This is a genomic window from Alkalimonas collagenimarina, assembly GCF_030717845.1.
Taxonomy (GTDB): domain Bacteria; phylum Pseudomonadota; class Gammaproteobacteria; order Enterobacterales; family Alteromonadaceae; genus Alkalimonas; species Alkalimonas collagenimarina.
Genome location: NZ_JAUZVZ010000002.1, coordinates 94,509 through 121,431 on the forward strand (window position 1 = coordinate 94,509; position 26,923 = coordinate 121,431).

At 47.2% G+C, this 26,923-nt stretch carries 30 protein-coding genes; 13 read left to right on the forward strand and 17 right to left on the reverse strand.

The features are described 5' to 3' along the window. Positions 1–24 precede the first annotated feature (24 nt). The 6 genes from mutY to rlmM are packed head-to-tail and all read left to right on the forward strand — an operon-like array spanning position 25 to position 4,402. A complete protein-coding gene (gene mutY, locus Q3O60_RS01650) occupies positions 25–1,047 on the forward strand; it encodes an A/G-specific adenine glycosylase (RefSeq protein WP_305892158.1) in 1,023 nt (340 codons plus the stop codon). Positions 1,048–1,097: 50 nt separating this feature from the next. Continuing rightward, positions 1,098–1,370: an oxidative damage protection protein gene (locus Q3O60_RS01655; protein ID WP_305892159.1), complete on the forward strand. Its 273-nt coding sequence runs from the start codon at positions 1,098–1,100 to the stop codon at positions 1,368–1,370. 33 nt (positions 1,371–1,403) lie between these two features. After that, entirely contained in the window at positions 1,404–2,339 is a 936-nt protein-coding gene (locus Q3O60_RS01660; RefSeq protein ID WP_305892160.1) for a transcriptional regulator GcvA, read from the forward strand. Further along, a complete protein-coding gene (locus Q3O60_RS01665; RefSeq protein ID WP_305892161.1) occupies positions 2,302–2,943 on the forward strand; it encodes an alpha/beta family hydrolase in 642 nt (213 codons plus the stop codon). Before Q3O60_RS01660 ends, Q3O60_RS01665 begins: the two co-directional genes overlap by 38 nt. Continuing rightward, a complete protein-coding gene (locus Q3O60_RS01670; protein ID WP_305892162.1) occupies positions 2,940–3,320 on the forward strand; it encodes a DUF423 domain-containing protein in 381 nt (126 codons plus the stop codon). The genes Q3O60_RS01665 and Q3O60_RS01670 overlap by 4 nt, the downstream gene beginning before the upstream one ends. After that, complete coding sequence (gene rlmM, locus Q3O60_RS01675; protein ID WP_305892163.1) at positions 3,317–4,402, forward strand: 23S rRNA (cytidine(2498)-2'-O)-methyltransferase RlmM; 1,086 nt, start codon at positions 3,317–3,319, stop codon at positions 4,400–4,402. Before Q3O60_RS01670 ends, rlmM begins: the two co-directional genes overlap by 4 nt. An 82-nt stretch (positions 4,403–4,484) precedes the next feature. On the opposite strand, the gene Q3O60_RS01680 is transcribed toward rlmM, so the two are convergent. From Q3O60_RS01680 to Q3O60_RS01695, 4 genes are all read right to left on the reverse strand, one after another. Then, positions 4,485–5,195 (reverse strand): alpha/beta fold hydrolase, encoded by a 711-nt coding sequence (locus Q3O60_RS01680; protein ID WP_305892164.1) that lies wholly within the window; start codon positions 5,193–5,195, stop codon positions 4,485–4,487. Positions 5,196–5,409: 214 nt separating this feature from the next. Next, the gene (locus tag Q3O60_RS01685) at positions 5,410–5,535 is read right to left on the reverse strand and encodes a hypothetical protein (protein ID WP_305892302.1); all 126 of its coding nucleotides are present in this window, start codon (positions 5,533–5,535) and stop codon (positions 5,410–5,412) included. 3 nt (positions 5,536–5,538) lie between these two features. Then, positions 5,539–6,549, reverse strand: a complete 1,011-nt coding sequence (locus tag Q3O60_RS01690) for a lipase family protein (protein WP_305892165.1) — start codon at positions 6,547–6,549, stop codon at positions 5,539–5,541. A gap of 179 nt (positions 6,550–6,728) precedes the next feature. After that, the gene (locus Q3O60_RS01695; RefSeq protein ID WP_305892166.1) at positions 6,729–7,259 is read right to left on the reverse strand and encodes a DUF6795 domain-containing protein; all 531 of its coding nucleotides are present in this window, start codon (positions 7,257–7,259) and stop codon (positions 6,729–6,731) included. A gap of 494 nt (positions 7,260–7,753) precedes the next feature. Between Q3O60_RS01695 and Q3O60_RS01700 the strand changes: the two genes are divergently transcribed. Continuing rightward, on the forward strand, positions 7,754–9,475 hold the full coding sequence (locus Q3O60_RS01700) for a DUF262 domain-containing protein (RefSeq protein WP_305892167.1): 1,722 nt from the start codon (positions 7,754–7,756) through the stop codon (positions 9,473–9,475). 69 nt (positions 9,476–9,544) lie between these two features. Here Q3O60_RS01700 and Q3O60_RS01705 read toward each other — a convergent pair whose 3' ends face one another. From Q3O60_RS01705 to queF, 7 genes are all read right to left on the reverse strand, one after another. After that, positions 9,545–10,552: an isocitrate dehydrogenase gene (locus Q3O60_RS01705; protein WP_305892168.1), complete on the reverse strand. Its 1,008-nt coding sequence runs from the start codon at positions 10,550–10,552 to the stop codon at positions 9,545–9,547. Between the two features lie 176 nt (positions 10,553–10,728). Then, positions 10,729–12,381 carry a hypothetical protein gene (locus Q3O60_RS01710; RefSeq protein WP_305892169.1) on the reverse strand — a complete coding sequence of 551 codons (1,653 nt, stop codon included), beginning with the start codon at positions 12,379–12,381 and terminating at the stop codon, positions 10,729–10,731. Then, positions 12,353–12,745 carry a DUF3192 domain-containing protein gene (locus Q3O60_RS01715; protein ID WP_305892170.1) on the reverse strand — a complete coding sequence of 131 codons (393 nt, stop codon included), beginning with the start codon at positions 12,743–12,745 and terminating at the stop codon, positions 12,353–12,355. Before Q3O60_RS01715 ends, Q3O60_RS01710 begins: the two co-directional genes overlap by 29 nt. Beyond that, positions 12,738–13,568 (reverse strand): flap endonuclease Xni, encoded by an 831-nt coding sequence (gene xni, locus Q3O60_RS01720; RefSeq protein WP_305892171.1) that lies wholly within the window; start codon positions 13,566–13,568, stop codon positions 12,738–12,740. Before xni ends, Q3O60_RS01715 begins: the two co-directional genes overlap by 8 nt. Before the next feature lie 4 nt (positions 13,569–13,572). Then, positions 13,573–14,931 carry a nucleotide 5'-monophosphate nucleosidase PpnN gene (gene ppnN / locus Q3O60_RS01725; protein ID WP_305892172.1) on the reverse strand — a complete coding sequence of 453 codons (1,359 nt, stop codon included), beginning with the start codon at positions 14,929–14,931 and terminating at the stop codon, positions 13,573–13,575. Between the two features lie 85 nt (positions 14,932–15,016). Beyond that, entirely contained in the window at positions 15,017–16,576 is a 1,560-nt protein-coding gene (locus Q3O60_RS01730; protein ID WP_305892299.1) for a GGDEF domain-containing protein, read from the reverse strand. 508 nt (positions 16,577–17,084) lie between these two features. After that, complete coding sequence (queF, locus tag Q3O60_RS01735; protein ID WP_305892173.1) at positions 17,085–17,924, reverse strand: NADPH-dependent 7-cyano-7-deazaguanine reductase QueF; 840 nt, start codon at positions 17,922–17,924, stop codon at positions 17,085–17,087. Between the two features lie 80 nt (positions 17,925–18,004). On the opposite strand from queF, the gene syd reads away from it, so the two are divergent. After that, the gene (gene syd / locus Q3O60_RS01740) at positions 18,005–18,556 is read left to right on the forward strand and encodes a SecY-interacting protein (RefSeq protein ID WP_305892174.1); all 552 of its coding nucleotides are present in this window, start codon (positions 18,005–18,007) and stop codon (positions 18,554–18,556) included. A gap of 76 nt (positions 18,557–18,632) precedes the next feature. Here the strand turns inward: syd and Q3O60_RS01745 are convergent, their stop codons facing one another. Together Q3O60_RS01745 and Q3O60_RS01750 are read right to left on the reverse strand one after the other, a co-directional pair. Beyond that, positions 18,633–19,409, reverse strand: a complete 777-nt coding sequence (locus Q3O60_RS01745) for a DUF2310 family Zn-ribbon-containing protein (RefSeq protein ID WP_305892175.1) — start codon at positions 19,407–19,409, stop codon at positions 18,633–18,635. Further along, positions 19,396–19,743, reverse strand: coding sequence for a hypothetical protein (locus tag Q3O60_RS01750; protein WP_305892176.1), 348 nt, complete (start codon positions 19,741–19,743; stop codon positions 19,396–19,398). The genes Q3O60_RS01745 and Q3O60_RS01750 overlap by 14 nt, the downstream gene beginning before the upstream one ends. 157 nt (positions 19,744–19,900) lie before the next feature. On the opposite strand from Q3O60_RS01750, the gene Q3O60_RS01755 reads away from it, so the two are divergent. Then, a complete protein-coding gene (locus tag Q3O60_RS01755; protein WP_305892177.1) occupies positions 19,901–20,266 on the forward strand; it encodes a DUF3192 domain-containing protein in 366 nt (121 codons plus the stop codon). A 32-nt stretch (positions 20,267–20,298) separates the two neighbouring features. Here Q3O60_RS01755 and Q3O60_RS01760 read toward each other — a convergent pair whose 3' ends face one another. Further along, positions 20,299–20,526: a DUF2789 domain-containing protein gene (locus tag Q3O60_RS01760; RefSeq protein ID WP_305892178.1), complete on the reverse strand. Its 228-nt coding sequence runs from the start codon at positions 20,524–20,526 to the stop codon at positions 20,299–20,301. A gap of 125 nt (positions 20,527–20,651) precedes the next feature. On the opposite strand from Q3O60_RS01760, the gene Q3O60_RS01765 reads away from it, so the two are divergent. Further along, positions 20,652–21,302 (forward strand): GNAT family N-acetyltransferase, encoded by a 651-nt coding sequence (locus Q3O60_RS01765; protein ID WP_305892179.1) that lies wholly within the window; start codon positions 20,652–20,654, stop codon positions 21,300–21,302. A 16-nt stretch (positions 21,303–21,318) separates the two neighbouring features. Here the strand turns inward: Q3O60_RS01765 and Q3O60_RS01770 are convergent, their stop codons facing one another. Then, positions 21,319–21,621 (reverse strand): DUF3301 domain-containing protein, encoded by a 303-nt coding sequence (locus Q3O60_RS01770; RefSeq protein ID WP_305892180.1) that lies wholly within the window; start codon positions 21,619–21,621, stop codon positions 21,319–21,321. A gap of 194 nt (positions 21,622–21,815) precedes the next feature. Between Q3O60_RS01770 and Q3O60_RS01775 the strand changes: the two genes are divergently transcribed. From Q3O60_RS01775 to Q3O60_RS01785, 3 genes are read left to right on the forward strand one after another with little or no spacing between them, the layout of a single operon-like run. After that, positions 21,816–22,133, forward strand: a complete 318-nt coding sequence (locus Q3O60_RS01775) for a YqcC family protein (protein WP_305892181.1) — start codon at positions 21,816–21,818, stop codon at positions 22,131–22,133. Continuing rightward, a complete protein-coding gene (gene truC, locus Q3O60_RS01780) occupies positions 22,111–22,938 on the forward strand; it encodes a tRNA pseudouridine(65) synthase TruC (protein ID WP_305892182.1) in 828 nt (275 codons plus the stop codon). The genes Q3O60_RS01775 and truC overlap by 23 nt, the downstream gene beginning before the upstream one ends. Further along, positions 22,935–23,381, forward strand: coding sequence for a flavodoxin (locus tag Q3O60_RS01785; protein WP_305892183.1), 447 nt, complete (start codon positions 22,935–22,937; stop codon positions 23,379–23,381). Before truC ends, Q3O60_RS01785 begins: the two co-directional genes overlap by 4 nt. Positions 23,382–23,440: 59 nt before the next feature. Here the strand turns inward: Q3O60_RS01785 and dapD are convergent, their stop codons facing one another. Together dapD and glnD are read right to left on the reverse strand one after the other, a co-directional pair. Beyond that, positions 23,441–24,265: a 2,3,4,5-tetrahydropyridine-2,6-dicarboxylate N-succinyltransferase gene (gene dapD, locus Q3O60_RS01790; protein ID WP_305892184.1), complete on the reverse strand. Its 825-nt coding sequence runs from the start codon at positions 24,263–24,265 to the stop codon at positions 23,441–23,443. Between the two features lie 9 nt (positions 24,266–24,274). Beyond that, on the reverse strand, positions 24,275–26,899 hold the full coding sequence (gene glnD, locus Q3O60_RS01795) for a [protein-PII] uridylyltransferase (RefSeq protein WP_305892185.1): 2,625 nt from the start codon (positions 26,897–26,899) through the stop codon (positions 24,275–24,277). Between the last annotated feature and the right edge of the window lie 24 nt (positions 26,900–26,923).

Genomic DNA, 26,923 nt, shown 5'->3' on the forward strand with positions numbered 1-26,923 from the left:
CATCAGTTCAAACCCGGAGTGGATGTGACAGAGCTTTCGTTTAGTGCAGATGATTTTGCAACATGGGTCATTGATTGGCAGCAGCAGCAAGGTCGACACGATTTGCCTTGGCAGCAAGATGTCAGTCCCTATAAAGTGCTGGTTTCTGAATTGATGCTGCAGCAGACTCAGGTCAGCACGGTGATCCCTTATTTTGAACGCTGGATGACCGCCTTTCCAGATATCAGTCAGCTGGCACAAGCATCGCAAGAGCAGGTGATGGGGTTGTGGCAGGGGCTTGGTTATTATGCTCGTGCCCGCAATCTGCATAAGGCGGCTATCGCTATTACCGAGCGGGGTCGTTTTCCAGATGATCTTGTTTCTTTGCAGCAAATCCCGGGCATTGGCCGCTACACGGCCGGAGCCATTATGTCATTTGCTTATGATAGCTACGGCCCCATTGTTGATGGCAATGTACGCCGGTTATTTTGTCGGTTATTTGCCTTAGAAGGCTCACCCGGCCAGAGCGCATTGGAAAAGCAACTATGGCAGTTGGCGGAACAACTGACACCGCAGCATCACAACCGGCGCTTTGCGCAGGCACTGCTCGATCTTGGCGCGACGGTATGCAAGGCTCGTCAGCCCGGTTGTCAGGACTGCCCTTTGCAAACGGTTTGTCTGGCGCATCAGCAAGACAGAGTGGCAGAGCTACCCACACCAAAAGTCAAAAAAGCCAAGCCGACCCGGGAAGGCCACTTTTTATGGGTGCATCAGCAACAGCAGCTGTTGTTAGAGCAACGGCCTGATCGGGGTATTTGGTCGTCCTTGTTGGCTTTACCCGAAGTTGAGGCTGACGACCCACGTTTAGCTCAAGCAAAATTGTTGGGGCAATTCAGTCATCAGTTTAGTCATTATCAATTGAATGCATCTATTTGGAGCCCGCCGCAACAGGTGGAAGAAAGTACCTGCCAAAGCTGGTACAACCGGCAACAATTGACTGAGGTAGGCCTACCTGCGCCCATTCGCAAGTGGATTGAGCAGCAGTTAAAGCATTCCGCTTTGGATTAAGATAAACTACTCGTTAAGTAAAACCGTAAATTTATAAGGCTATTCGAACTATGACGCGTACCGTTCATTGTCAGTACCTAAACAAAGACGCACCAGGGTTAGATTTTCAACTGTATCCGGGTGAACTTGGGAAAAAAATCTTTGATGGCATCAGTAAAGAAGCGTGGGGGCTTTGGCAAGCAAAGCAAACGATGCTGATTAATGAGAAAAAACTCAATATGATGGATCCAGAGCATCGTAAGTTGCTGGAAAGCGAAATGGTAGCCTTCTTGTTTGAAGGCAAAACAGTTGAAGTGGAAGGCTATACACCACCAAAAGCGTAACTTCATGGATTGCAGCAAGGATATTTGCCAGCTATGGCCCGACGTTTACCTCCTCTTAATGCGCTAAAAGCTTTTGAAAGCGCCGCCCGGCACCTTAGTTTTACTAAGGCGGCGGAGGATCTGTTTGTCACTCAGGCGGCCATTAGTCACCAGATCAAAGCGCTGGAAGATCATCTCGGTTTAAAGTTGTTTTTGCGAAAAAACAGATCCTTGTTACTGACGGAAGAAGGGCAGGGGTATTTTCAGGATATACGAGATATTTTTGTCCAACTGCATGAAGCAACTGAGAAATTGCTAGCCCGCGGTGCCAAAGGTTCTTTGACGGTCAGTATGCAACCAAGCTTTGCCATTCAATGGCTGGTGCCTCGTCTCAATTTATTCAGCGAGCAGCACCCAGACATCGATGTTCGTATCAAAGCGGTCGATCAGGATGAAGGCTCGCTGACCGATGATGTCGATGTAGCGGTGTATTATGGCCGGGGCTATTGGCGTAACTTGCGCTCTGATAAATTGCAGCCAGAATATCTATTGCCAGTGTGCTCGCCGCTGCTGTTAAATTCGGGCAAGCCATTGCAGGAAGTCACCGATCTACGGTTTCATAATTTACTGCATGATGGTTCCAGAAAAGCATGGAAATCCTGGTTTAGCAGTCAAGGCTTTAAGCACTTCAATGTGAACCAAGGGCCAATTTTTAGTCATTCTTCCATGGTGTTGCAAGCGGCTATTCATGGGCAAGGGGTGGCACTGGCTCACAATGTTTTGGCGCGGCCGGATATCAGCTCGGGTCGTTTAATTGTGCCTTTTCATCATGTGCTTATTTCTAAAGATGCGTATTATCTGGTATGTCGTGACAGTCAAGCCGAGCTAGGTAAAATTTCGGCTTTTCGCCAATGGCTGGTGTCCATGGTGCAAGAGGAACAACAGCAATTTAATGAACAACAATTTACCAATGCCGTCGCCGCAGATTAACCGGCCAGCTCAGCCAATCGCTCGATTAGTGTTCGCCCATGGCGCAGGCGCCTCGGCTAGCAGCGACTTTATGCAGTGGCAGGCTGAAGCCTTGGTGCATCAGGGTATTGAAGTATGGCGTTTTAACTTTCCCTACATGCAGCTGCAAGTGGCTGAGCAAAAAAAGCGACCGCCTAATCCGATGCCTGTGCTGCAACAGAGCTTTCAGCAGCAGATTGCATCCTGCCCGCAGGATGTGCCGTTGTTTATTGGTGGCAAGTCGATGGGGGGCCGTGTCGCTAGTATGTTATCGGCAACAGCCAGCGTGCGCGGGGTTCTGGCTTTTGGTTACCCTTTTCATGCCCCGGGTAAACCAATCTACAGAACCGATCACTTTGCCGGGTTAGCAAAGCCGTTGCTTATTTTGCAAGGCAGCCGCGATACCTTTGGCTCACGCGCAGAACTCGCCGATAAGCAATGGCCAGAGGTGACGTTGCACTGGCTAGAGGATGGCGACCACAGTTTTAAACCTCGCAAAAAAAGTGGCCTGATACAGCAACAACTGATTGAGCAGGCCGCGCAGCACAGCAGAGACTTTATTGATCATGTGTTGGTCTCCTCATGACATTGTGGCAACGGTTTAGTCTGAGTGCTGCCGGTCTCTATGGTGCGCTCTGGGTGGGACTGGCAGCCGCTGCCATGCATTTGTGGCAAGGGCAGCTTGACGCCATGGCGCTAAATCGATTGTTCAGTGCCATGGCTATTTTGGCAATGCATACGCTGGCTATTCTTGCGCTGTCATTGCACGCACAGGGTCGTCGCCGTTATGCAGCCGTGCTTCTGTGCTGGCATCTAGGCAGTTGGCTTTTTGTATACACACTACTGGCAGCTGTGTTTCAATTGCCTTTTCATGTTGGCCGGTTAGCGCCTATCGGTGGACAACTTTTGATTGTGGGCTGGCTGCTACTCGCGTTTAGTCCTTGGTTCAGGAAAATACCATGAAGCAATTGTTGCTTTACTGTCGTTCAGGTTTTGAAAAAGAATGTGCGGCGGAAATTCAGGATAAAGCTGCGCAGAACAATGTATTCGGTTTCTGCAAATTAACCGCTCATAGTGCCTTTGTTCTTTTTGAAGCCTATGATGCGGAGGCATTACTGCATTTTTATCGTTCCTTTTCGCTCACCAAACTGGTGTTCACCCGGCAGTGGTGCCTATTGCTTTCTGCTGAACTGCAATTGATGCCGCATGATCGGGTCAGTACCGTGTTAGAAGCCACCGCTGCAGCGGACATCAGGGGGTGTGGTGAAATTCGGGTAGAATACCCGGAAACCAACGACGGCAAAACCTTATCGACACTGGCGCGCAAATTAACGGTGCCGCTGCGGTTATCATTGCGTCAGCAAGGTGCGATGATGGCGAAGCCCAAGCAAGCTAAAGATTGTAAGGCCGCTCCTGTGCTGCATTTGTTTTTGGTTTCAGGTACAGAAGCTATGCTGGGTCTGAGTTATCCAGAGAACAACAACCCATTAGAAAATGGCATTATGCGGTTGAAGTTCCCCAAGGATGCACCGAGTCGCAGCACCTTAAAGTTAGAAGAAGCCTTTTTAACCTTTATTCCTGAATCAGAACGCGACAAGCGGCTGGCACCGGGCATGAAAGCCGTTGATTTAGGTGCAAGCCCGGGCGGCTGGACTTATCAGCTGGTGCGCCGCAGCATGATGGTCATCGCCATCGACAATGGCCCGATGGAGCAAAGCCTGATGGATACCGGGCAGGTCAAACATTATCAGGTTGATGGTTTTAAGTTTGAGCCACAAAAGAAAAATGTGTATTGGCTGGTTTGCGATATGATTGAACAACCTAATCGGGTCACTGATCGCATCTGCGACTGGCTGATCGCTGGCTGGTGTCAGGAAACCATTTTTAACCTAAAGCTGCCAATGAAAAAGCGCTATGAGGTGGTATCGCAATCGATGGATCATATTCATCAACGGCTGCAAGGCGCTGGGCTTAATTACCATATACAGGCCAAGCACTTGTATCACGATCGCGAAGAAGTGACGGTGCATATTCAGCGCAAGTAAGATTTTCACTTCTCGCTCAAAGCTGCTGTTTATGTGATTGGCTTTGAGCGAAGTGGTTAGATTGTGCGCTGCGTGACTCTATCTAGGGCGTGTTTATCTCCCTGAATATCTTCGCGATTTCGGTGCAAGACTCATCTTCTGCCATTCCCTCATGGCTAGCATATGGCGATACGCGAAATTCATGCTTTGGCAATTGTGTTGCCAGATCCAGGACGCTCTCAATAGGTGCATTTTCATCTCCTTCACCATGATGAAAATAAACCATTGGTGAGGCATTAAGTGGGATTGCACTCCACGACCCAAGAAGTACTTTGAAGTCAGCCCATGCACCATGCGCCAGATCTTGTGGTACCCCCCATAAACCAAGCTGCTCTATGGCTTGCTGGTACTCGTATTCTTGCATAAGACTAAGAAGTTGCAGTGTTGGAGGAGAACTTACCTTCTCGACGAAAATGCTTGGTGTTCCCATAGAGGCCAGAAGATAGCAAGATTTAACAATGGCAGGATTGTTTGCAGAGAAATGCAACGCGAATGGGCCGCCGCCGCTTCCTCCCATCGCATGGCAGAAGCTGATTTCACGTTCTTGGAGATATTGCAGGGTCTGATTTGAGCAAACTTCGAACGAGGGCTCGAGCTGTTGATCGTCATACCAAGGGCGGGTAGGGCAAATCAGTCGAATGTGGAGCTCTTTAGCGAGCTCGGAAAGCTCCTCTCCAGCCTCACCTCTTTGAGGGGTTCCCATGAAAAAAACTAACGCGGTGCCCTCCGGGTCACCAAACTCATAAAATTGCATTGTTAATCCTTTTTGTACCAAGGTGCTCGCGTTTGATCAGGCACGTTGTTCAGTGGCTGCTAACGTAATGAATTGGTATAACTAATGCTAATAGAGTTTGTTTCGTAAGGGAACCGCTTATTGACAGTTTTATACCGCTGTTTGATAGCAAATCACTAACCAATAAACAAAAAACCGCCAGCGGCGGTTTTTAATTGGAGTAAGCGAGTGGAAGTTACAGACGCTCTAGCATCGCGGCGGTGAAGTCGGTGGTGCCGTGGCTACCGCCCAGGTCGCGAGTGGTGCGGTCGCCACTGGCGATCACATCGGTTAGGGCAGCTTGATTTATATCTGATCCCAAATATTATTCCAGGTTTTTCATCGCCTGACGAACTGCGCGATATAAGGCACCTACGGTCACATCAAATACCCAGCGAATAAAACGCGCTGTTAAATCAGTGATAGTTGTAGTCACTTTACCTGCAAAGACCAACATATGGCCCAATAAACCTTTTATATCTTCCGCAAATTCAGGTGCTGCTTTGGCAATTTGCTCCATACTATGTGCCAGCAAATCGTAAAAGGTCAGGGCTGTACCTATCGTAGCAGCTGTCATAATTGCCGCTAGCTGCCCTGCTTTTTTCAAGATGGTGATAAGGGCATCGGTTATACGAAGCGCCCAATAGGTTGTAAAAGACGCTCTGTATCGGTCGGCATAACGTAAAACAACAGGTTGGGAGTTTGTTCTGGTATTTTGGGTGAGCTGTTGCCAACTATGCGAATTGGCTGTATTGATATAGCCTGGTGAGCCAGCCATAGAATGATGGAAGGGGTTGATCATCGAACCAGGTGCCAGTACAAACTCTTGCTTGTTGAATGGAGCATGAATAAAGGGCCAGAGCGGAACCATGGGCACAGGGTCTGATGAATGTATACAGCGAAAGTGTTTATCAATGCTGGTGGTGGTTTTCTTGGCAAACTCCGTAAGTCCTACTCTGGGAGCGCCAAAAGTGTAGAGGCAAACACGGTTACCGTATTGGCGTTTTACCCAGTCGGCGGTGAGGTGTGCCAGAGCTCCCCCCAAGCTGTGACCAACACAATGCACGGTACCTTTGCCATTCGCCCGAAGTAGAGGGTTAAGCTGTTCAGAAAGAGCAGGTTTAATACTCTGAAATACTTTATTAAAGCCAGCATGAATGCGGGTTTGGTTATCACCAGTAGCTAAACCGAAATGCAAGTCGGTAACCACATCACGTAGTTCAAGCTTATTCCATTTCAATTTCATAAAGGTGCCGCGTATAGCAACAACGGTATCACCCTGATATTGGTTTTTTCCTTGTCCAACAACAGCAAAGCCAGTTCTACGGTTAAGCATGCGTGAGAGCATTCCGCCTGAAATACCTTGTATAGGTCCACTTGTCAAATCAAAGTTGAAGTTGTTTCTGACGGTAGGCGGAAGATCTAAGTCATAAAGGCCGTTTTTCCCAGCTTTCCGAATGTCATAGGCTGCATTGGCCAGAACAGAGGCCATTTGAGGAGAAAGAGTTTGAGCCATTACGCCGGTTCCTTGTTTGTAATAGGGCTTTCATCAATGAATGAACAAATACTTGTGGCTATCAGATATACACCGGGCTGAGTTGGTTCTCTTTCCAAATCGAATAGCATCTCAGGTGAAGTCAGCTCACATATCATACCGCTCAGTAATTGGTTAAAGCTCTTGTAATCAACTGAGTTAAGCGCGCGAGCTCGCCAGAGCTTATATAGCTTGCCTTCGTGCTCAGCATAAATTTCTTGCCGAACATTGGTATCAAACATTGAGTCCCTTACTCTTATTACCTTGGTTGGTAAACTGAACCGACCATCTTTTCCCGTTAAAATGTGATCGCTGAATACTTCGTCACCATAAGTTATATCTCTGGTAATTCTTATTCCGGTTAATGCTTGTCCCTCAAGCAAGATGACGCCTTCTACTTCAGGCGACAACTGTAATTCTTTCTTCTTCAACCAACCAAACACGACAGCCTCCGCGGATAAACAGGCGAGTGTCAGCATTAATACCAGCGCTGACGTAAATATTTTATGCATGATCACATACTCATTTTGTGTACATAACAGATCATCATGTAGCTATTAGGGTTTATTTTAATGTTATTTGAACTTTAATGTAAATTAAAAATAAACTTTAGTTCTAAGTTCGCTTGCGATATTTTGGGTTCTAGTCGTGAGTACTGTGGCTGCGATTGGCAACTATATTGGCTAGTACCACTTTTTTTGATTTAACATGAGTATTTTAAAGTGAAAGTAAGAAATATTTTTACAATTTAAGCTAACACTAATGATAGGATGTTTGTGCAAGAAATCAGGGGATGCGAGTGAGGGCTTAAAGCCGTTCTAGCATTGCGGCGGTGAAGTTGGTGATGCCATGGCTGCCACCGAGGTCGATGGTGGTGTGATCATCGTTGGTGATGACATCGGTTATACCACTTTGATTTTCTCATGTAAGAAATACACTTGCGCTTGGGGATTCAGGAGCGAGGTGATAAGATTTAATCAATTAATAATAAATATTATTGAAAATCATGAATCTTAGTACTGCTAATGAAAATTTTCGTCAGCTAGTTGGTCATAATGTAACTTATAGCATTCCCCCTTTTCAACGTGATTACTCATGGTCTGAGGAAAACTGGGAAGAGCTGTGGTTTGACATACTTGCTATGTATAGTGGCGAAGAAGATGCAGAAAATGAACACTATATGGGATATTTAGTGCTTCAAGATTCTGACAATAAGAAATTTAGCTCCGTGATTGATGGTCAGCAACGGATAACTACAATAAGTATTATTGTATTAGCTGCATTGAATCATCTAAGGATTTTAATTTCAAAAGGCATTGATCCCGAGGATAATACTCAAAGAGCAAAAGTCCTGCGCGAAAGCTACATTGGATACATAGATCCAATTACACTTAAATCAAGATCTAAGTTAACATTAAATAAGCATAATGACAGATTTTATCAAACATACTTGGCTGTGAACTCTGAGCACATACCTGCGAGAAATTTAAAAGCTTCAGAACATATGCTGCGAAAAGCTTATGCTTGGTTTGGCAGCAGAGTCGAATCGAAGTTTGGTTTTGAAGACAATAGCGGGCAAAAGGTTACCGGTTTTATTGACTCCTTAGTAGATAAATTATTTTTTACTGTTATAACAGTAACTGATGAACTTAATGCGTTTAAAGTATTTGAAACTCTGAATGCTCGTGGTGTGAAATTATCATCAACCGACCTACTTAAGAATTATTTATTTTCAGTTCTTAGTAGTGATGACCCTCATGATTCAATTTTAGATGACTTAGAGTCCTCTTGGGAATACATCACTGGTCTGCTGAGTAGTGAAAGTTTTCCAGAGTTACTTCGTATTTTTTGGAATAGTAAGAATCGCTTGGTACGTAAAAAGGATCTTTTCAAGACCATTCAAAAGTCAATATCTAGCAAAGAAGAGGCGTTTGAATTAGTGAGAGATTTGGAGGTCAACTCGGAAATTTACGCAAATTTGAGAGACCCGACAAGTAATGTATGGAATGTAAAAGAGAAAGAGGCATTAAGCCAGCTTAGTATGTTTGGAGTGAAACAACCGATGGCTATGTTAATGTCAGCATATCGGCGTTTTTATGATAGTGAACGTTCGACCTTTACTTCCATCCTAGAAGCAATTTCCGTAATTTCTTTTCGATACAATGTCATTTGTAGCCTTCCACCTCAAGATCAGGAAGGGTTATATAGCTCAGTCGCGATTAAAATTGAAAATAGAGAGCTCTCATCAGGACAGGGAATTATAGAGGCTTTGCGTGATATTTATCCTGATGATGCTCAATTTTCAGGTGCATTTGCTACCAAGCAGCTGAAAACAACGAACTCTCGTAACCAAAAAGTCGTACAGTATATTCTCAAACGTTTAGGTGAGAAGATTTCGATGGACTCGATAGATTTGACAACAAGTAGGTATAATATCGAGCATGTTTTACCTCAAAAAGTGAAAAGTGGGTGGGATGATTTTAGCGATGTAAAGCACTCGCAATGCGTATACCGTCTCGCAAACATGGTAATTCTCGAGAAGTCTCTTAATAATTCTATTGGGAATAAAAGTTATCCTGAGAAAAAGCTAGTTCTAAGTCAAAGTAATGTCAGTCTTACAAAAAATTTGGCTGAAAGATATGATAAATGGACCCCAGAAACTATCGATTCAAGGCAACTGTTTCTCGCTAAACAAGCAAAAGGTATATGGAGGATCAATTCACTGTAGTACAACACCAACCCACCATGGCTAAAAAACCGCCAGCGGCGGTTTTTAATTGGAGTAAGCGAGTGGAAGTTACAAACGCTCTAGCATTGCGGCGGTGAAGTCGGTGGTACCGTGGCTGCCGCCGAGGTCGCGGGTGGTGCGGTCGCCACTGGCGATCACATCGGTTAGGGCAGCTTTAATTTTCTCGGCTTTGTCTTTCATGCCCAGATGCTCCAGCATTTGGATAGATGCCAAGATCACTGAGCTCGGGTTGGCGAGGTTTTTACCGGCGATATCCGGGGCGCTGCCGTGTACGGCTTCGAAAATCGCGCAGTCTTCACCGATATTGGCACCAGGTGCCATGCCTAAGCCGCCGACTAAACCAGCACATAAATCAGACAAGATATCGCCAAACAGATTAGTAGTGACGATGACATCAAACTGCTGTGGGTTCATCACCAACTGCATGCAGGTGTTATCGACGATCATTTCCTGCATGGTGATATCTGCATACTCAGCTGCCACTTCGCGGGCAACTTTTAAGAACAGGCCTGAAGTTGACTTAAGGATATTGGCTTTATGCACCACAGTAACTTTTTGACGATTTTCGCGACGGGCTAACTCGAAGGCGAAGCGGACAATGCGCTCGGCACCATCACGGGTAATGATACTGGTGGCTTCGGCGATTAAACCATCTTCTGAAACCACCTGACCATGGCCAGAATACATGCCCTGAGTGTTTTCGCGGATGGTGATAATATCGATATTTTCGTAACGGGCTTTGGTGCCTTTAAACGAGATGACCGGGCGGACGTTGGAGTACAAATTAAACTTTTTGCGCAAGGTTACATTGATGGAAGTAAAGCCTTCGCCAACCGGCGTGGTCAGTGGGCCTTTTAACGTGATCTTGTTACGGGCGATGGCATCCAACGTTGCCTCTGGCAGCAAATCACCTGTTTTTTCTAAAGCGGTTAAACCGGCATCGACGTATTCGTAATTGAAATCACACCCTGCTTTGTCGAGGATCTGAATGGCTGCTTCGACAATGCTCGGACCGATGCCATCACCTTTGATGACCGTAATGGTTTGAGTGCTCATGAGAAACCTTATACTAATGTTGGTATGAAATTGGGAGAGGCTGGAATGCCTGAAATCGCGGCGAAATATAGCACTTTTCGGAAAATTTTGCCAGTTTGGTGAAAGGTTACTTTCTAATACGGTCTGGTTGTCTTAATACCGTCATAAAGCTAGTAATAAAACTACAATGTTGCGAGTTAGGCACCCTGCAAAGGGTAATATACGGCATGCCGTTCCACTAAAGCTTGTAGTTGTTCTGCTGCACGAGCCGAGAGGTTCGCGGTCGCGGGTTGTGGTTCAAAGACAGCCAGATAACTTAGTTGCCAAGCACGATACAATTGATGGCTTAATTGTTTGATTTGAGCGGTTTGGGCATCGGCACTTTGCGGCATGCGAAAATGCACCAGAGCTTTATGCAAGCTTTGGTCGAAGCCATAGCTTCGGATAAGCAGCTGCAGCCGTGTTAGATACTGCTCTGATTGCCAGGTATGGCGAGAACAAGCGCTATGAAAGGTTTGTACTGCGGGAATAGAGTATTTAGGTAGCAGCCGCAGTGTAGGCAATTGCCACAATGGCAGTACCAGCAGCCAGGAGAGTAACTGCAATTGTGGCGCAGGCATGGCAACAGATTGCAGTTGCAGCGCGACATAAAGGCACTGTTGCAGTTGATGCAGCAAGGCATGATGCGGCTGAGCCTGATGGTGGCAAAAGCGCTGGCACTGCGCTTGAGCCAGCAGCCAAGGGAGTTGTGCTGCGCCTAACAGCAGCAGGGCATGTTTTGTCTCTTTTACCTGCTGTTGCTCTCGGTTTTGCAGGCTGGCAGCTTCGAGCAGCAGCTGGTAACTGACTGGGTCCTGTTGTAGCGCCTTCACTTGTTGTGACAATGATTGCTGACAAAATTGCTTAATCAGCGCTGGTGCTAACATTTGTGGCTCAGTGGCAGGAAAGCGGGTTTGGATCAAATCACTGGTTTCTGCTTGTGCAATGCTGTGCAACCAGTGCCAGTGCGTAAAGGGTGAGCCGGCTTGCAGTGTGAATTGTTGCTCTGTTACCTTTAGTGAACGGATCGGTGGTTTGAGCTGCTGCTGTTCGATCGGTAGCACCAGTAATAACTCTGCTTGTTGCTCCAGCAGCAGCCAGCTATCGCCTTGTTCATTAGCGACAATGCTGCCACATTGCCATAGGGCTGGTCCTGTCGCGGCTAACTGCGCAAGATATAAGCGCTCTTGCGCATGCTGGCAACGCCAATAACAAGTTTGTAGTGCTACTGCCAAGCCAGCTTCTGGGGCTTTACTCATTAACCAACACAACTGGCTGCTGATACTCAACACATCACTGTAGGGGTTGTGTCGCCATGGCCGCTTTTGAGATTCGCTGTCGTAACAGTGCTGGAACCATTGTCTGGCATACAGAGGCAGCTGAGCTTTTAATTTGGCTAAGGCATAACGGGCTGGGTATCTCAGTAACATGCTGGAGGCCCGTTGCTCAGGTTTCTGTGCATCCAATACAGTACTGACCGCCGCTAAGCCTAAAAAGACACTACTGATTAATTGATGCATCAGTACAGCAGGCCAGCTGAGCTGCCGAGCGATCACCAGCACCAAACAAGCCTGCTTGACGGCAATGCTGGCAGTAAAATGAACATCCGCTGGTTGAAATTGCAGTTGCGCAAACAGCAGCAACTCGCTGTCCTCCGTCAACACAATCAACTGCTTCGCCAATTGCTCTGCTGTTTCTGTAAGCTGCTCAGCTTGGCTCGCATCCTTAGTTAGCAGGTAAAAGGACTGCAATTGTTGATAAAAGGGCTGCCAGCTGGCGGCTTTAGTGGTTGATAGGTCGGTGTTGTTCATAGCGCTCTAAAGCTTCATGGCCGATGGCGACCAATTGACGCTCTATAAAAAATAGTGCGGTGCATTCGTCCTCGGTGGTGATGCCATCTGCAATCGCGCGGTGCGTGCGGTAATACAGCAATTGATAGACCTCGCCATCATGGCGGTACGCTCTGGTAATATCCGGGCCGCCGAGTCGATCAATCACTTGCTGCTGTCGAACATCGTCTTCCAGCTTCAGGTTTTGAATGTATTTAGCATTGAATGCTTCTCTGATCTGCCAGTTCATTTGCGATGGATCATCTGGGTAATACTTCACGATCGCTAAAGTGATCAGCAGGTAAGCTACTAAACCGGCTGCCAGCCATGCAATAACTCTAACCATGAGAGCCCTCCGCCGGTAGGGATGTTTGCGGGTATCGCAATTGTTGAAGGTTCAGGCCGGTTTCGATGTCACAGCGTGGTTGAAAAAGCTGCATAAAGGTCAAAATATCTGCTTTGTGTTCGGCTAGTTTGTTCATCATCGCCTTGGGGCAATCCGGGTGCTGCATAATATCGTTGAAGGTATCGCCTAACGCCAACAGATCCAAGGCAGTTTTTGGCCCAATACCTGGTACTCCACTGATGTTATTGGTGCTGTCTCCGACCAAGCTCCAGTAACGGATCAGTCGATGCGAAGGCAGGCCAAATTTCTGTGTAATTGCAGCTTCTGAAACGGACTCGCGGCGAAAGTGATCGTAGATGGTGACGCCAGAGTCGAGCAAGGATAGATACCCCTTATCGGTCGAGACTACGGTCACTTGTTGTTGATGTTGTCGCATCTTGCTGGCTAATGAGGCGATGATATCATCGGCTTCAAAACCAGGCATTTTCACGTGTTGAATCCCCATGGCCTCGATACGTTGACATAGTTCGGTTAAAGCAGACTGCAGCAATTCTGGCATCGGGCTTCGGTTGGCTTTGTAAGCAGGGTAGAGCTGGTGACGCCAGGTCGGCTCAGGGCTGTCGAACACCACCAGCAGGTGGGTGGGTTGGCACGAGTGAATGATACCGAGCAACGCTTTTTCCAACGCATGCCAGGTGTTTTGCACGATCTGTTGACGCGTGGATGCATTCAGTTGATCCGGCAATGGCAGATAAGGCCGCTCTTGCACTGCATACAAACGGCGTATCAGATTCAGAGCGTCAATTAAAACCAGATGCGTCATAGTATTATCGTATTATCCTGTAACATGGTTCATAGCGGCTGCCTGGAAGCTTCATTCGGCCTTGCTCGACAAAGGCTTGCAATAGTTTGTCCATCAGTAGCATTAGCTCTGGTTCACCATGCAGCTGAAAAGGCCCAGACTGCTGAATAGCCTTAATACCTTCATCTTTTACATTGCCAGCAACAATACCAGAAAAAGCACGGCGAAGATTAGCGGCTAGTGTTGCTGTATCCTGCCTGCGATGCAAGTCGAGTGCGGCCATATTCTTGTGGGTCGGGATAAATGGTTGCTGAAAATCACTGTCAATTTTCAGGGTCCAGTTAAAGTGATAGGCATCTCCGACGTCGCGACGGTAGTCCCGCACGTTCTGACAGCCCGCTTTTAAGGTTCTGGCTACTTGCGCGGGATCATCAATGATCACCTCGAGTAAGTCGACGGCATCCTGACCCAGAGTGTTTTCAATGAAATGAATAATCTCTTTGAAATAATTTTCGCTGCTTTTCGGGCCGGTAAGGATCACCGGCAAGCGTTGAGCTTGATTGTCCTGATGCAACATGATACCCAACAAATACAGCAACTCTTCGGCGGTACCGGCTCCGCCCGGGAAAATGATAATGCCGTGGGCAACCCGGACAAAGGCCTCTAGTCTTTTTTCAATATCAGGCAGGATCACCAGTTCATTCACGATCGGGTTTGGTGGCTCAGCCGCGATGATACTCGGTTCGGTTAGTCCAAGATAACGGCCTGTGCCAGAGCGCTGCTTGTTGTGCCCAATGGTAGCCCCTTTCATCGGACCTTTCATGGCACCAGGGCCACAACCGGTACAAATATTTAAACCGCGAAGCCCCAGTTGATAGCCAACATCTTTGGTGTACTTATACTCAACCTCATTGATAGAGTGGCCGCCCCAACAGACGATCATGGTCGGCTCCGTATTGCAGCCAAGCACCTGTGCATTGCGCAAGATATCAAATACGCCATGAGTAATATGAGCGCTATTGGTTAAATCCAGCCGATTGGCATTAACTTTAAGCTGAGTGTGGTAAAAAAGAATATCGCGTAGCACCGCAAACAGGTGTTCGTGAATACCGCGTATAATGTGACCATCGACGAAGGCATCTTGTGGTGGATTAAATAATTCGATTTTGATACCGCGCTCACGACTGATTAAATTGACCGAAAAGTCTTCAAACTGCTGGTAAATTTCAGCGGAGCTATCGGTGTGGCTGCCGACGTTTAATACCGCCAGACAGCAATTACGAAACAGCTGAAACGCTTCTTTGTTGGTGTTTTGTTTCAGTCTATCTACTTCTAATTGTGACAGCAGACTCATGGAGCCTACGGGGTTTAATTGCACATGCATAAGCGAACTCCCTGTCTACATCCTATGTAAAGCGACTGCCTCGTCGACAGTTGCTTCAATTCGTTTGGGTATAGCCGCAAACAAATCAGTTGGATGTTGATTTTAATATGATTTGATCCCGGCCAGCATGTTTGGCTTCATACAATGCTTCGTCAGCTCGATCAAAGGCCGCCCGGATGTTATCGTGCTCTGTAAGTTGTGTCGCGCCAAACGATATCGTAATAGGCACTTTTTTATTCTTAAATTTAAATGGGATTTTCTTTATTTTCTGCCGTAAGTTGTTCAAGGGGTTTTCAAGTTCTGCCAGGGCAGTTTCAGGAAATAAAATAACAAACTCTTCACCACCATAGCGCGCTATAAAATCGGTTTCACGCAGGCTCTGCTTTAAAGCACGAGCGATTACTTTTAGCGTTTTATCACCAGCACTATGACCGTAGTTGTCATTGATGCTTTTAAAGTGATCGACATCGCCCATCGCGATACACAATGGCGTGCCATAGCGCTGAAAACGTTTGAGCTCTAGTTCAAAGCGATCATCAAATGCAGCTCTGTTCGGTATTTCGGTGAGTGCATCTTGCAAGCTACGGAATTTTTGTTCTGCAATTCGCTTCTGAAATAATTTAGCTTCTGACTCAAGGTCCAATAAGCGGTGTTCCATCGTTTTTAAGGAGCTCAGCATGGCCTCGCGCTCGTCTTTTTCCAACTGCTGTTTTTCCGCCAGCGAGTTGGTAAGATCCTGTAAGCGTTGACTGACTAGCCCCTTTAATTGTTCTAGGTTGGTGGCTTGTTTGCTGTCTTTGCTGAACGAGTCGATTTGCTGTTCCAGCTGCTGGTTCAGGTGTTTTAGTTTTTCCTGTACGCGACTGGATTGACTGAGTGACGAAACCAGTGAATTTTGTACTTGTTCCAGCGTATCGTGTAATTGCAATAAAAAGTGCTGTGCGGACTGACGTTCGGAATTGATACTGGCGACAATGATAGTAATCGTTGCCAGACAAGCATTGAGTAAATCTTCAATGCCGAGATGCGCTATTAATGATTGACGGATCCGATCGATGTCTGCTGAATATTGATCAGCAAAGCTCATTTCGCTGAGTAAATTGGTCAGTTCGACCGAAATTTGTCGGCAAATATGCTTGTAGCGTTCTTGTTCTGGCTCGTTGGAGTCATCCAGCGCCTGTTTAGCATGAAAGGCATTCTGATACAGCTTGGTCAGATCTGTTAGATGTGGTAGAAAAGCGTGTACGGTGGCGGATGGTTGATCGACCTTGGAGAGTAGCGCTCGTAAATCACGCCGTAACTGGTCGGGCAGGCCGCGTTGCTTCTGTAGCAGGCTGCCAGCCTCTTTCAATCCTGATTGCAGGCGCCGGATATCTTGCTCATTCTTACTTTCAAGGTGCTTTAAACCATCGCTGATGGTATTCACTGCAGGTAGTAACTTCTCAAGATCTGTGCCTCTAGCCAGCTCCAAGCGTAACTTAGCCAGCTTGTTATCCAGCTCGACATCCAACCCTTTGGAGGCTAGCGATAATCTGGATACAAATTTGGCCAGTATTTTGAACTGGTTTTCGTAGGTAATTTCCAGCTGTTTGCGTGTCTTTAACGCATGCTCTAGTTGTTGCTTCAGGTCATCTTGCAACGGCATCACCATGATGAGTTATTGATTATGAATTGAATAAGTTGGATTGGTATTAAGTATATATGCTACCACAGCAAATGCGACTATTGTTTGAGCTAGATTTATGTTTAATAAAATAAACCGGCTATTGAAAAGCCGGTTTATGGAGGTAGGGTGTTGTGTGTTGCTCAGATCTTAGCCTGACTATGCAACACAACCGATTGCTATTTACACAAATAGTAGGGCAACCAGGATTGTTCTTCTGTTGAGGTAAGGTGGTTCATCATAGTGTCCATCATCAGCTACAGCGTGTTGCAGTCCATCTGCATCACTGGATGAATTATAAGCAAAAAACTTTCATTTTGAAAGTGAGAATGAAAGTTTTCATAGTTGGTTTCTTTTTATTTTAGGTTATTCAGTCTAATATCCCATAAAAATCAATAATTTGATTTTTATGGGAGTAAAATATTATGTTGTATTTTGAGAGCTGCCGTGGATTGTTTCATGCTACTTTCAGTTTTGCTGGCATGGAGCCTTATTGGCGAGTGAGGCGGATCAGTGGTACCGGGTAAGGCTCGCTACTACGAAGCGGGTTAATATCTAAACCACCTCGTCTGGTATAGCGGGCGTAGACCGCGAGAAACTTGGGTTGGCAATGACGCCAGATGTCCGAGAAGATGCGTTCAACGCATTGTTCATGAAACTCATTGTGTTCACGAAAGCTAACAATGTAGCGCAGCAAGGATTCGTGACAGATGGCAGGCCCGCGATAATGAATAAAAACACTGGCCCAATCGGGTTGATTGGTGATTAGGCAGTTGGATTTAAGCAGATGTGAAAATAGCCTTTCATCTTTAAACTCTGCATGGGCTTTGAGCTGCAATAGCTCTGGTTGGTATTGATAATCGGTGATTTCGACATCAAGATCGTCCAAACAGCTGCCTTGGATCCATGTCGGTTGAAAAGGTTGTAATTCGTTAACGTTGTGCAGCGTTACTTCTACGTTGGAGCCAGCACAGGCAGATAAATCCTTTTTCAGCAGTTGATACACTTGACCTAAATCGCGAAAGCGATTCTGATTCAGGCTGTTTAAATACAGCTTGAATGATTTGGACTCAATAAGGTTGGCTGAGTCAAACGGCACCACGAAGGTTGCCAAAGCAACCACTGGCTTGCCTTTGTGGTTTAGCCAAGACAATTCGTAGGCATGCCAGATATCTTGGCCGACAAATGGTAGTGGCTCAGTGAGCTTAAGTTCATGACGCCCAATCTGCCGTGGGACCGCTTGCAACAACCCTGGATTGTACTGCCTTGGATAATCCGTTTCTTTGCCTAAGGTCAACGTATCCTGCAGGGTAGGGTGTGGCTTTGTCATAACGGCTTCACTCAGGTTAGAATACCTGCATTGTAGCATAAGCGGTCTGGCTGGATCAGCCCGTAAATAAGGAATAATCCATGGATTTCTCAGCGGCATGGCATGATTTTATTGAACGAAGCCTCCATTGGTCTGAACAGAAGCAGCAGCCCTTGCTAACCGAACGAGACAAACAGCTGCCATCTCCTTGTGAGTTAAATCAGGTCGGCGATGATCAAGTCGAGTGGAAACCGGTAGTACAGCAAGAGCGTCTTGATTTTAGCGCGGTTGAGCAAGCCCTTGAATTAACATTGCATCAGGATATTAAGCACTTTTATGGTTTGTATTTTGGCGGTGGTCTGGCGGCATCTCACCCGGATGGCAAGCTATTGTTGCTGATGCCATGGCATGTAGCGGATTGCGATCGTTTAAAAGAAAACATTATTGGTCATATTTTGATGAAACGCCGCTTAAAACAGCGGGAAACGGTGTTTATTGCCGTGACAGACGACGAGCAAACCGTGATTTCTGTGCTGAATGCAACCGGTGAGGTGTTTGCAGAACGTGTGGGTAAAGAAGTAGAGCGCAAGTTAGCTGCTAATCTGGCTGAGTTTCTGCAACAGCTGGAGCCGGCTAGCACTGAGGGTATTTAATAGCTTCTAGCCAGCCCTTCAGCTCTTGCACCGACGAGGTGAACGCACTAAGCACTCTGCAGATCAGCTCAACTTTTTACTGGCAATCCCAGGCAATATTCGACACCAGACGGCAGGGTTCACAGCGAAACTGAAACAATTCATGCCAGCTTTCCTGCAGTCGCCATGGTTCGCCACAACTCGGGCACGCTTTCGTGGCCTCCGCCTGACAATCTGTACTACTGCCACTGTACAGGTAGTAATAACAGGTTTTGCCTTGCTGCTGCTCTATCCGTCGGGCAAAGCGGCGCCCCTGCCGGTTTAACGTACTGTGTAAGCCTTGCAGCGCCTTTTCTGCGCTTTTATGCAGTACCCGCTCTTGTTGCATTTGAACTTCATCCAATGCTTGGTATTGCAACTGCCAACGGATCAACTCCTCGTGATCTTGTTTACTGCCGGTCGGCTGCAAGCGATACAAAGGAACTGGCGCAAAATGCTCCGCGCAACGCACGGGTGATACGTTCTCGGCAAAGTGACTGAATACAATGTAATGCTTAGCTTCGGTGCAAGGATCGGTGTGGCTAGACATCAGATCCGGACCTAACAGCGTAAGCTGCGGATAGGCCAGACCCGCTTGCGCGAATGCCTCCATCGCCGCCTTTCCGAGTAAGCTGTGGTGCCCAGTAGATAGAGCATCCTGAGCTGGGAGCACGACCCGGCTGCAAAAGGCATCATCCGTTTGATAAGTGGGAAACTCTCGCCCTAAGATTTGGCCGTTAAAAATTAACGTTTCCAGATAACGACGTACCTGCTGCTCGGCGATGCTTAAGTTGGTATCGGCAATAATACGAAAACGAAGCTCAGCAACCCACATGATGACGATCCAGCCGTTCTTGCAGTGCATGAACCAGCATTTCAAGCTGCTTTACTCTTTGCTCTAGCTGCTCCAGTTGCTCAATCCGATCTGTTTCTGTCGTTGTAGTGGCTGATTGCGTGCCGCTGGCAGGCGCTCTCGAATTAAACAGCGTTTGCGATATCGCCTCTCGTTCGGTAGCCGGGAGTTGTTTCCATTGCTGAAAAGCCTGCAGTAACTCTGCAGGGTGCAGCTGCTTGCCTAATCGGCTTCTCAGCAGTGCCAAACCAGGTGTTTTTCCTTCCTGCTGCAAGACGCTAGCCTGATGGCAAATGTGTTCAAGAGCTGTTGGCATTGGTTATATCCACCATTAAATAGCTAAATTCTACATCAAAACGATGTGGTTCAGCAGCGTTTATTTATTAAGGTACTGATTAATAATAAATAAAAATATTGGCCCTTTGCTTGCTTATACAGAGGGTTATTTAAACTTACCAAGTTAAGGAACTACTATGCATGCAAAAAATTGGCTTGTACCCGCACTGATGGTCTTTTCATTGAGTGGCTGTGTGATCGCGATTAATGACCATAACAAAAGTGACTCTGATGGCACTAATTGGCGAGAAAACCAAAAAAATAACCGTCAGTACATTAACCAGCTGACTACAGGGACTCCAATGATTACCGTGATGCAGCAGTTGGGTACAGCCGATTTCACGGAAACTTTCCAAAAAGATGACGATGCGGTGCAGGTGCTATTTTACCGCACTCACCACCGTCGTAGTGATGGCATGACCACCAAAGATGAATGCACGCCATTGGTTTTTAAAAACGGCCAGTTGACCGGTTGGGGTGAAAAGGCCTACAACTATTTATAATCAGGCTTAAAAGCCACTGCAAGCTAAACGCTTTAGTGCAATAAAGCGTTTAGCTCGTCAATAACTTCTGCCCAGTCGGCATCTTCTTTCAGCGATTCAGCGATAAAACTTGCCTGGCCTTTACTCCAGAATGGCGCATCCGCCAGATGCACATGTTCTGCCAACTTATGTTGTTGCACAAATTGATCGATGGACGCCTGATCGTTATCCAGACCAAGTTGGGCAAATAAAGTACTGAGCGTGTGTGTTGATGTATCCATGGTCACCTCGTAGAAAAAGAAACAGATAAGTTAAGCTTAGCGCATTGCAGATTGAATGCGTATTGGCAATTACAGAAAGCCCTGCTATGGTGAGGAAAAAATAACCATAATAATAAAGGTACGCTATGTCAGTCCAACAGTTGAATCAATTGGTTGTTCGTCCTATTGAAGGTGAAGAGCTGAATGTAGCGGCCTCCATCTTATTTCAATCCTATCATGATGACCCTTTGTTTATGTCGATCTTTAACGCTGAAAAAGCCGACTATGAGCAAAAGCTTAGAGCAGCTATACGTGAAGAGCTGAGTGCCTTTTGGCAGATGGGCCAATCCATTATCGGTTTGTATCAAGCCAAGCAGTTGTTAGGGGTTGCTTGTGTAGTCAAAGCGGATTCTGGTTTGGGCGGTCACCGTTTCTGGCATTGGCGCTTGAAAATGTTACTGACAGCGGGTTTTGTATCGACCAAGCAGCTGCTTGAAAAGGAAGAAAAAATTCACGAAGCCATGCCGGCTAAAAATTACCATATGCTGGCTTTTATCGCGGTATTGCCCCGGCACCAGCAGTTGGGTTTAGGCCAGCATTTATTGCATGTGGTGGATCAGATGGTGGATGAAGACGAGGGCTCGGCTGGGGTGGGTGTTTTTGTGACGTTAGAAAAGTACTTGGCTTTTTTTAGTGAAGACGCTTATCGAGCGGTCACTGAGCTGACCTTTAACACGGTGCAAGGCAAATTGTTGTTTCGGCCCCGCCAAGAGATAGCAATAGCAGTGAATAATTAGGTCAACAAGTCCTGAATCAATCCGGCAATCGGTAGGCAGGCAGATCAAAAGCGGCATATTGCATGGCTGCCATGGTTAAAGTGGCCTGATAGCGGCTTTCACCATCGCTGCTGAAATCGACACTGTAATGTGTGACTAAGCGCCGCTTACCATTGATGCGTTCAATCCGATGTGCTTTGCGGCCACAATCGAGATACTGCAACTCATGTTTCTTGCATAAATGTCGAGCCAGCATGATTGCTCGTTCATCCTGCTTACGTTGTATCCAGAACACATAACAAATGGTCAATAAAAGAATAATGAGCCAGGTGGTCGCCATAAAACAAGGATCCGTTACTGCAGTGAAGGCAAATAGTACTGCGAAAGCAAGTGCTGGACAATCTCTTCATATCAAAAGTGATGGCAACATGCAGATGGGTTTAGTTCTGAGGCGAGCATCTTGAAGGCACTTGGCATCTTGCAGTATGTTATGATCATTCCAGTATGTGTGTATACCGTTATTGAGGAGAACTCATGTCAGACTCCGTAGCCTGGGTACTACAGGAAATGACTGCCGAGCTGAAAGCCTTAAACATGTGGAGCGCACAGCCGCCATCTGCTGAGGCCATGGCGAGCACTGCTCCATTTTGTTGTGATAGCATGGTATTTGAACAGTGGTTGCAGTTTGTACTGATCCCGCGGATGCAAGCTTTGCTGGATGGTGATTTACCACTACCCACCGATGTCAATATTTTACCGATGGCCGAATACGCCTTGGCCAATCGGCACGAAGATGTACGTTTACTGTTGTTTATTATAGGACGGTTTGATGCCTGCTTTCAGTCAAACTAATGCCGAATGCGCCACTGAGCCTGCTACTGCACTGTCTACTGAGCTAACCATCCTTTATCAGGATGCGTATTTGGTGGCGGTGGATAAGCCCGCAGGTATGCTGGTGCATCGTTCGTTTCTGGATAGACACGAAACCCGCTTTGTCATGCAGACATTGCGCGATCAAATTGGTCAGCATGTGTTTCCAGTCCATCGATTGGATCGGCCAACATCGGGCGTGTTGTTGTTTGCCCTCTCCAGTGAGGTGGCTCGATTGTTGAGTGAGCAAAATGCTCAGCAGCATTGGTTTAAAGGCTATCTGGCGGTGGTGCGGGGTTATGTTGAGCAGGCAGGGACACTGGATTACCCACTGAAAGAGCAACTGGATAAACTGGGCGATAAGTATGCTGATCCTGATAAGGCCGCTCAGCAGGCAATTACCGATTATCGTCCACTGGCTACAGTGGAGTTGCCCATTCCAGTCAGCCGTTATCCTGCAGCGCGCTACAGCTTGGTTGCTTTGTCGCCACGAACGGGTCGTAAGCACCAACTTAGGCGCCATCTGGCGCATTTGCGTCATCCGATTGTCGGCGATACCAGCCATGGTGATGGCAAACACAACCGCTTGTTTCGCGAACACTTGCATTGTCATCGCATGCTGCTGGTCGCTAAAGAGTTGCAATTTAATCACCCTATCACTGGTGAAGTGATAAACATCCGCTGTGCGCTGGATGAATTGCAGCCACTGTTTCAACAATTAGGCTGGTCGGTTGATGAGTCGATGATCCAATACGCATTTGAACAATTAGCCAAGGAGCAAGCATGAAGAAAATCGCCCTAGTGGTCGGTACTGTTTATGGTGGTGCGCAATATGTTGCCGAACAAGCCGATGCTGAGTTGCAGCAGCGCGGTTATGGCTGCCGTTTATTTTTAGACCCTAAGCTGGATGATGTACTGGCTTACAACGCAGATATTTGGCTGGTGATCACTTCGACCACAGGGCAGGGCGATATTCCAGATAATGTGCAGCCCTTTTTCCTCGAGGCCCGTGATCGCTTTCCATTGCTTACCGATAAGCATTATCTGGTGATTGGTTTGGGTGATAGCAGCTATGACACCTTCTGCGGTGCCGGTAAGCAATTTGTCGAACTGTTGCAGGAGCTGCAAGGCAAGCCATTGGCCGAACCATTATGGATTGATGCCTGTGAAACGCTGGAACCAGAAGGGATAGCACTGCCGTGGTTAGCGCAGCATTTGCCAGCTCAATAGTCTTGTAAGGCAAAAGACCAGCGATTGCTGGCCTTTTGTCAAAATGTTGCCTGGCTTACTTAGTCAATATTTCGCAGCAGGGCATTGATGCCCACTTTGGCGCGAGTTTGTGCATCAACCTTTTTCACGATAATGGCGGCATACAGGCTATGGCTGCCATCTTTGCTTGGTAGACTACCAGGCACTACCACAGCGCCAGCTGGTACCCGGCCATAAGTGACTTCGCCGGTTTCGCGGTCATAAATACGGGTGCTTTGGCTGATGTAGACGCCCATCGATAATACAGCGCCTTCTTCAACGATCACGCCTTCGACCACTTCTGAACGCGCGCCGATAAAGCAGTTGTCTTCAATGATGGTTGGGTTGGCTTGCAATGGCTCAAGGACACCACCAATGCCAACGCCGCCGGATAAATGTACATTTTTACCAATTTGGGCACAAGAACCTACTGTGGCCCAGGTATCGACCATGGTGCCTTCGCCAACATAAGCACCAATATTGACATACGACGGCATCAGGACGGCATTTTTGCCAATAAAGCTACCACGACGAACGGCCGCTGGTGGCACTACGCGCACACCCTCTTCAGCAAAACGGGCGGCATCGTAGCCTGCATATTTCATTGGTACCTTGTCATAAAACTGGGTTTCACCACCATTCATCACTTCATTGTCGTTGATACGGAATGACAATAAAACGGCCTTTTTAAGCCACTGGTGCACCACCCATTCGCCAGCCAGCTTTTCAGCTACCCGGGCCTGACCGCTATCAAGCAGAGCGAGTGCTTGCTCAATGGCATCACGGATTTCAGTTGAAACCGTGGCTGGAGTGATGGATGCACGTTGTTCAAATGCTTGTTCTATGATGGTTTTTAAGTCTGTCATCTTACGTATTTAGCCTTCTGTTACTTGAGTCAAATGCTCGATTAAAGTGCGTTTTAACTGACTTTGCTGGTCAAAATCCAGCGCGGTATCCTCTGCGGTTGAAACCATAAAGAAATCTTCTGCCCGTTCCCCTAAGGTAGTGATTTTGGCGGCATGAATTTGGATGGCGCATTGCTGGAATACATCACCAATACGAGCCAGTAAGCCTGGTGCATCAAGTGCAGCGATTTCTACCATGGTGCGGTTTTTACTGTTGCCTTGCAAAAAGCTGACTTTGGGTGGCACATTAAACTGACGCATCTGCCGTGAAATCCGGTTTTGCTGCCGGTGTTGTTCTGGTTTGCCCTGAATGTGTTGCTCTAATGCCCGCTTGATGCTTTGCACCCGCGATGGCGAGCTGACCGGCTGACCATTTTGTTCAAGGATGACAAAGGTATCCATGGCATAGCCGTCTTTGTTGGTCATGATTTGAGCATCAAAGATATCGACTTTTTTACTGTCGAGTGCGGCTACCATGCGGGCGAATAAATTGGGCTGATCCGGGGTATAAACGAACACCTGAGTACTGCCACGAATTGGTGCTTTGCTCACTAGAACCATCGGCTCTTTCGGCTGTTTATGCCGCAGAATATGCTCGCAATGCCAGACGATTTGCTTGGCATTGTAACGAATAAAATAGTCGGCCTTGATCCGGCTCCACAGATGTTGGATTTCGGTTTTGGTAAAGGTTTGTCTGAGCAGTAAGCGCATCGCTTCGGCTTGATTTTCCCGGATCTGATCGCGCATATCCATTGGCTTTTCGAGCCCACGGCGAAAAGCTTTCTGGGTGGCCAGATAAAGCTCTCGAAGCAATGAGCCTTTCCAGTCGTTCCACAAGTTGTCGTTGGTGGCACGAATATCCGCTAAGGTCAGACAATACAAATAATTGAGCCGGGTTTCATCCCGTACCTGTTCGGCAAACTCAGTCACCACTTGTGGATCGTAAATGTCTTTGCGCTGCGCGGTAACCGACATCAACAAATGATGCTCGACCAGCCAGGCAATTAGCTTGCTGTCGAAGTCGCTTAGCTTGTGTAGCCGGCAAAACTCACGCGCGTCCATGGAGCCAAGCTCGGAGTGATCACCGCCACGGCCCTTGGCAATATCGTGAAAGATACCGGCTAAAAACAGCAGTTCAGGTTTTTCCATGCGCCGGACAATGTCGGAGCAGAGCGGGAATTCATTATCATGCTCTGGCAGAGTATAGCGATAGAGGTTTTTCAGTAGCCGGTGGGTATGCTCATCGACGGTGTACGCATGAAATAAGTCGAATTGCATCTGGCCGACAATATTGCGCCACTGCGGTAAATACGCCGCCAGAATACCGTACTTATGCATCAGGGTGATGGAGGTATCCATGCCGCGTGGGTGACGCATTAGGGCCAGAAAAAGCCGGCGACAAGCTTCGTAATCCTGCAAGTCACCCATTAACCGACGACGCACCTGACGCAATAAACGTAAGGTTTCGGAGTGAATGCCGGTGATGTTGGAGTTATTGGCTATGTGCCAGAATAATTTGAGCAGGTTATCCCGCCTGGCAAACACGCTGTTATCCATTGCTTTGATCAAGTGGCCGTGCAGCTCGAAACTATCATCCAGCGCATGCACTTTGGCGCTTTGATGGTTATTAAGAATACTGCCCTCAAAGTGCTGCAGCAGCATTTCGTTTAACTCGCTGACTCGTTGCACCGTGCGGAAGAAACGTTTCATCATTCGTTCAACCGAGGCTTTACCATCATCGCCAAAACCAAGACGCTCAGCGGCGGCGGGTTGATAATCGAACAAAATACGGTTTTCGTTGCGACCGGCTTCCAGATGCAAGACAAAGCGCATTTGCCATAAATACGACTCACATTCCATCAACTCCTGGTATTCATCTTCAGTCAGATACTGATAGGCCACCAGCTCGCGCATGGTTCGGGTTTGGAAGTGTCGCTTCGCCACCCAGCCAATCGTCTGGATATCCCGTAAACCACCAGGATTCGCTTTGAGGTTGGGTTCCAGATTGTAGGCGGTACCATGGTACTGAGCATGTCGTTGTTGCTGCTCGTGTCGCTTGGCTTCAAAGAACAGCTGGCTACTCCAAAAGCTGTCTTCGGTAATGGCCTGCTGCAACTCTTGGTACAATACTTTATTACCCAGCAAGCGCCGCATTTCCATCAAGTTGGTGGCAATGGTAATGTCTTCTCGCCCAAGCCCAATGGTTTCATCCAGCGTGCGAACACTGTGGCCGACTTCGAGTTTCAAATCCCATAGCTGGGTGATAAAGGCAGATAACTTATCTTGCTGTTCAGGGGTAAGCTTACTCTGGTTAAGGATCAGCAAGTCTATGTCGGAGTATGGGTGTAACTCGCCGCGACCATAACCACCAACTGCTATAAGACAAAGGGTATCATCAAGGTGCAAGCCATGTTGTTGCCACAGCGTTTGCAGCAGCTGATCGATAAAACGAGCGCGCGCTTTGACCAGACTTTGCACCGATTGCTGTTCAAACGACATTTCAGACCAACGAGTAAACTCACTGATGTGTTTTTTATAACTGTCCAAACTAAAGCTGCTGGGCCAGTTTTTTTGAAAAGCAATGGCGTCGGTCATGGTCAGATCCCTGTTGGTTGGGTC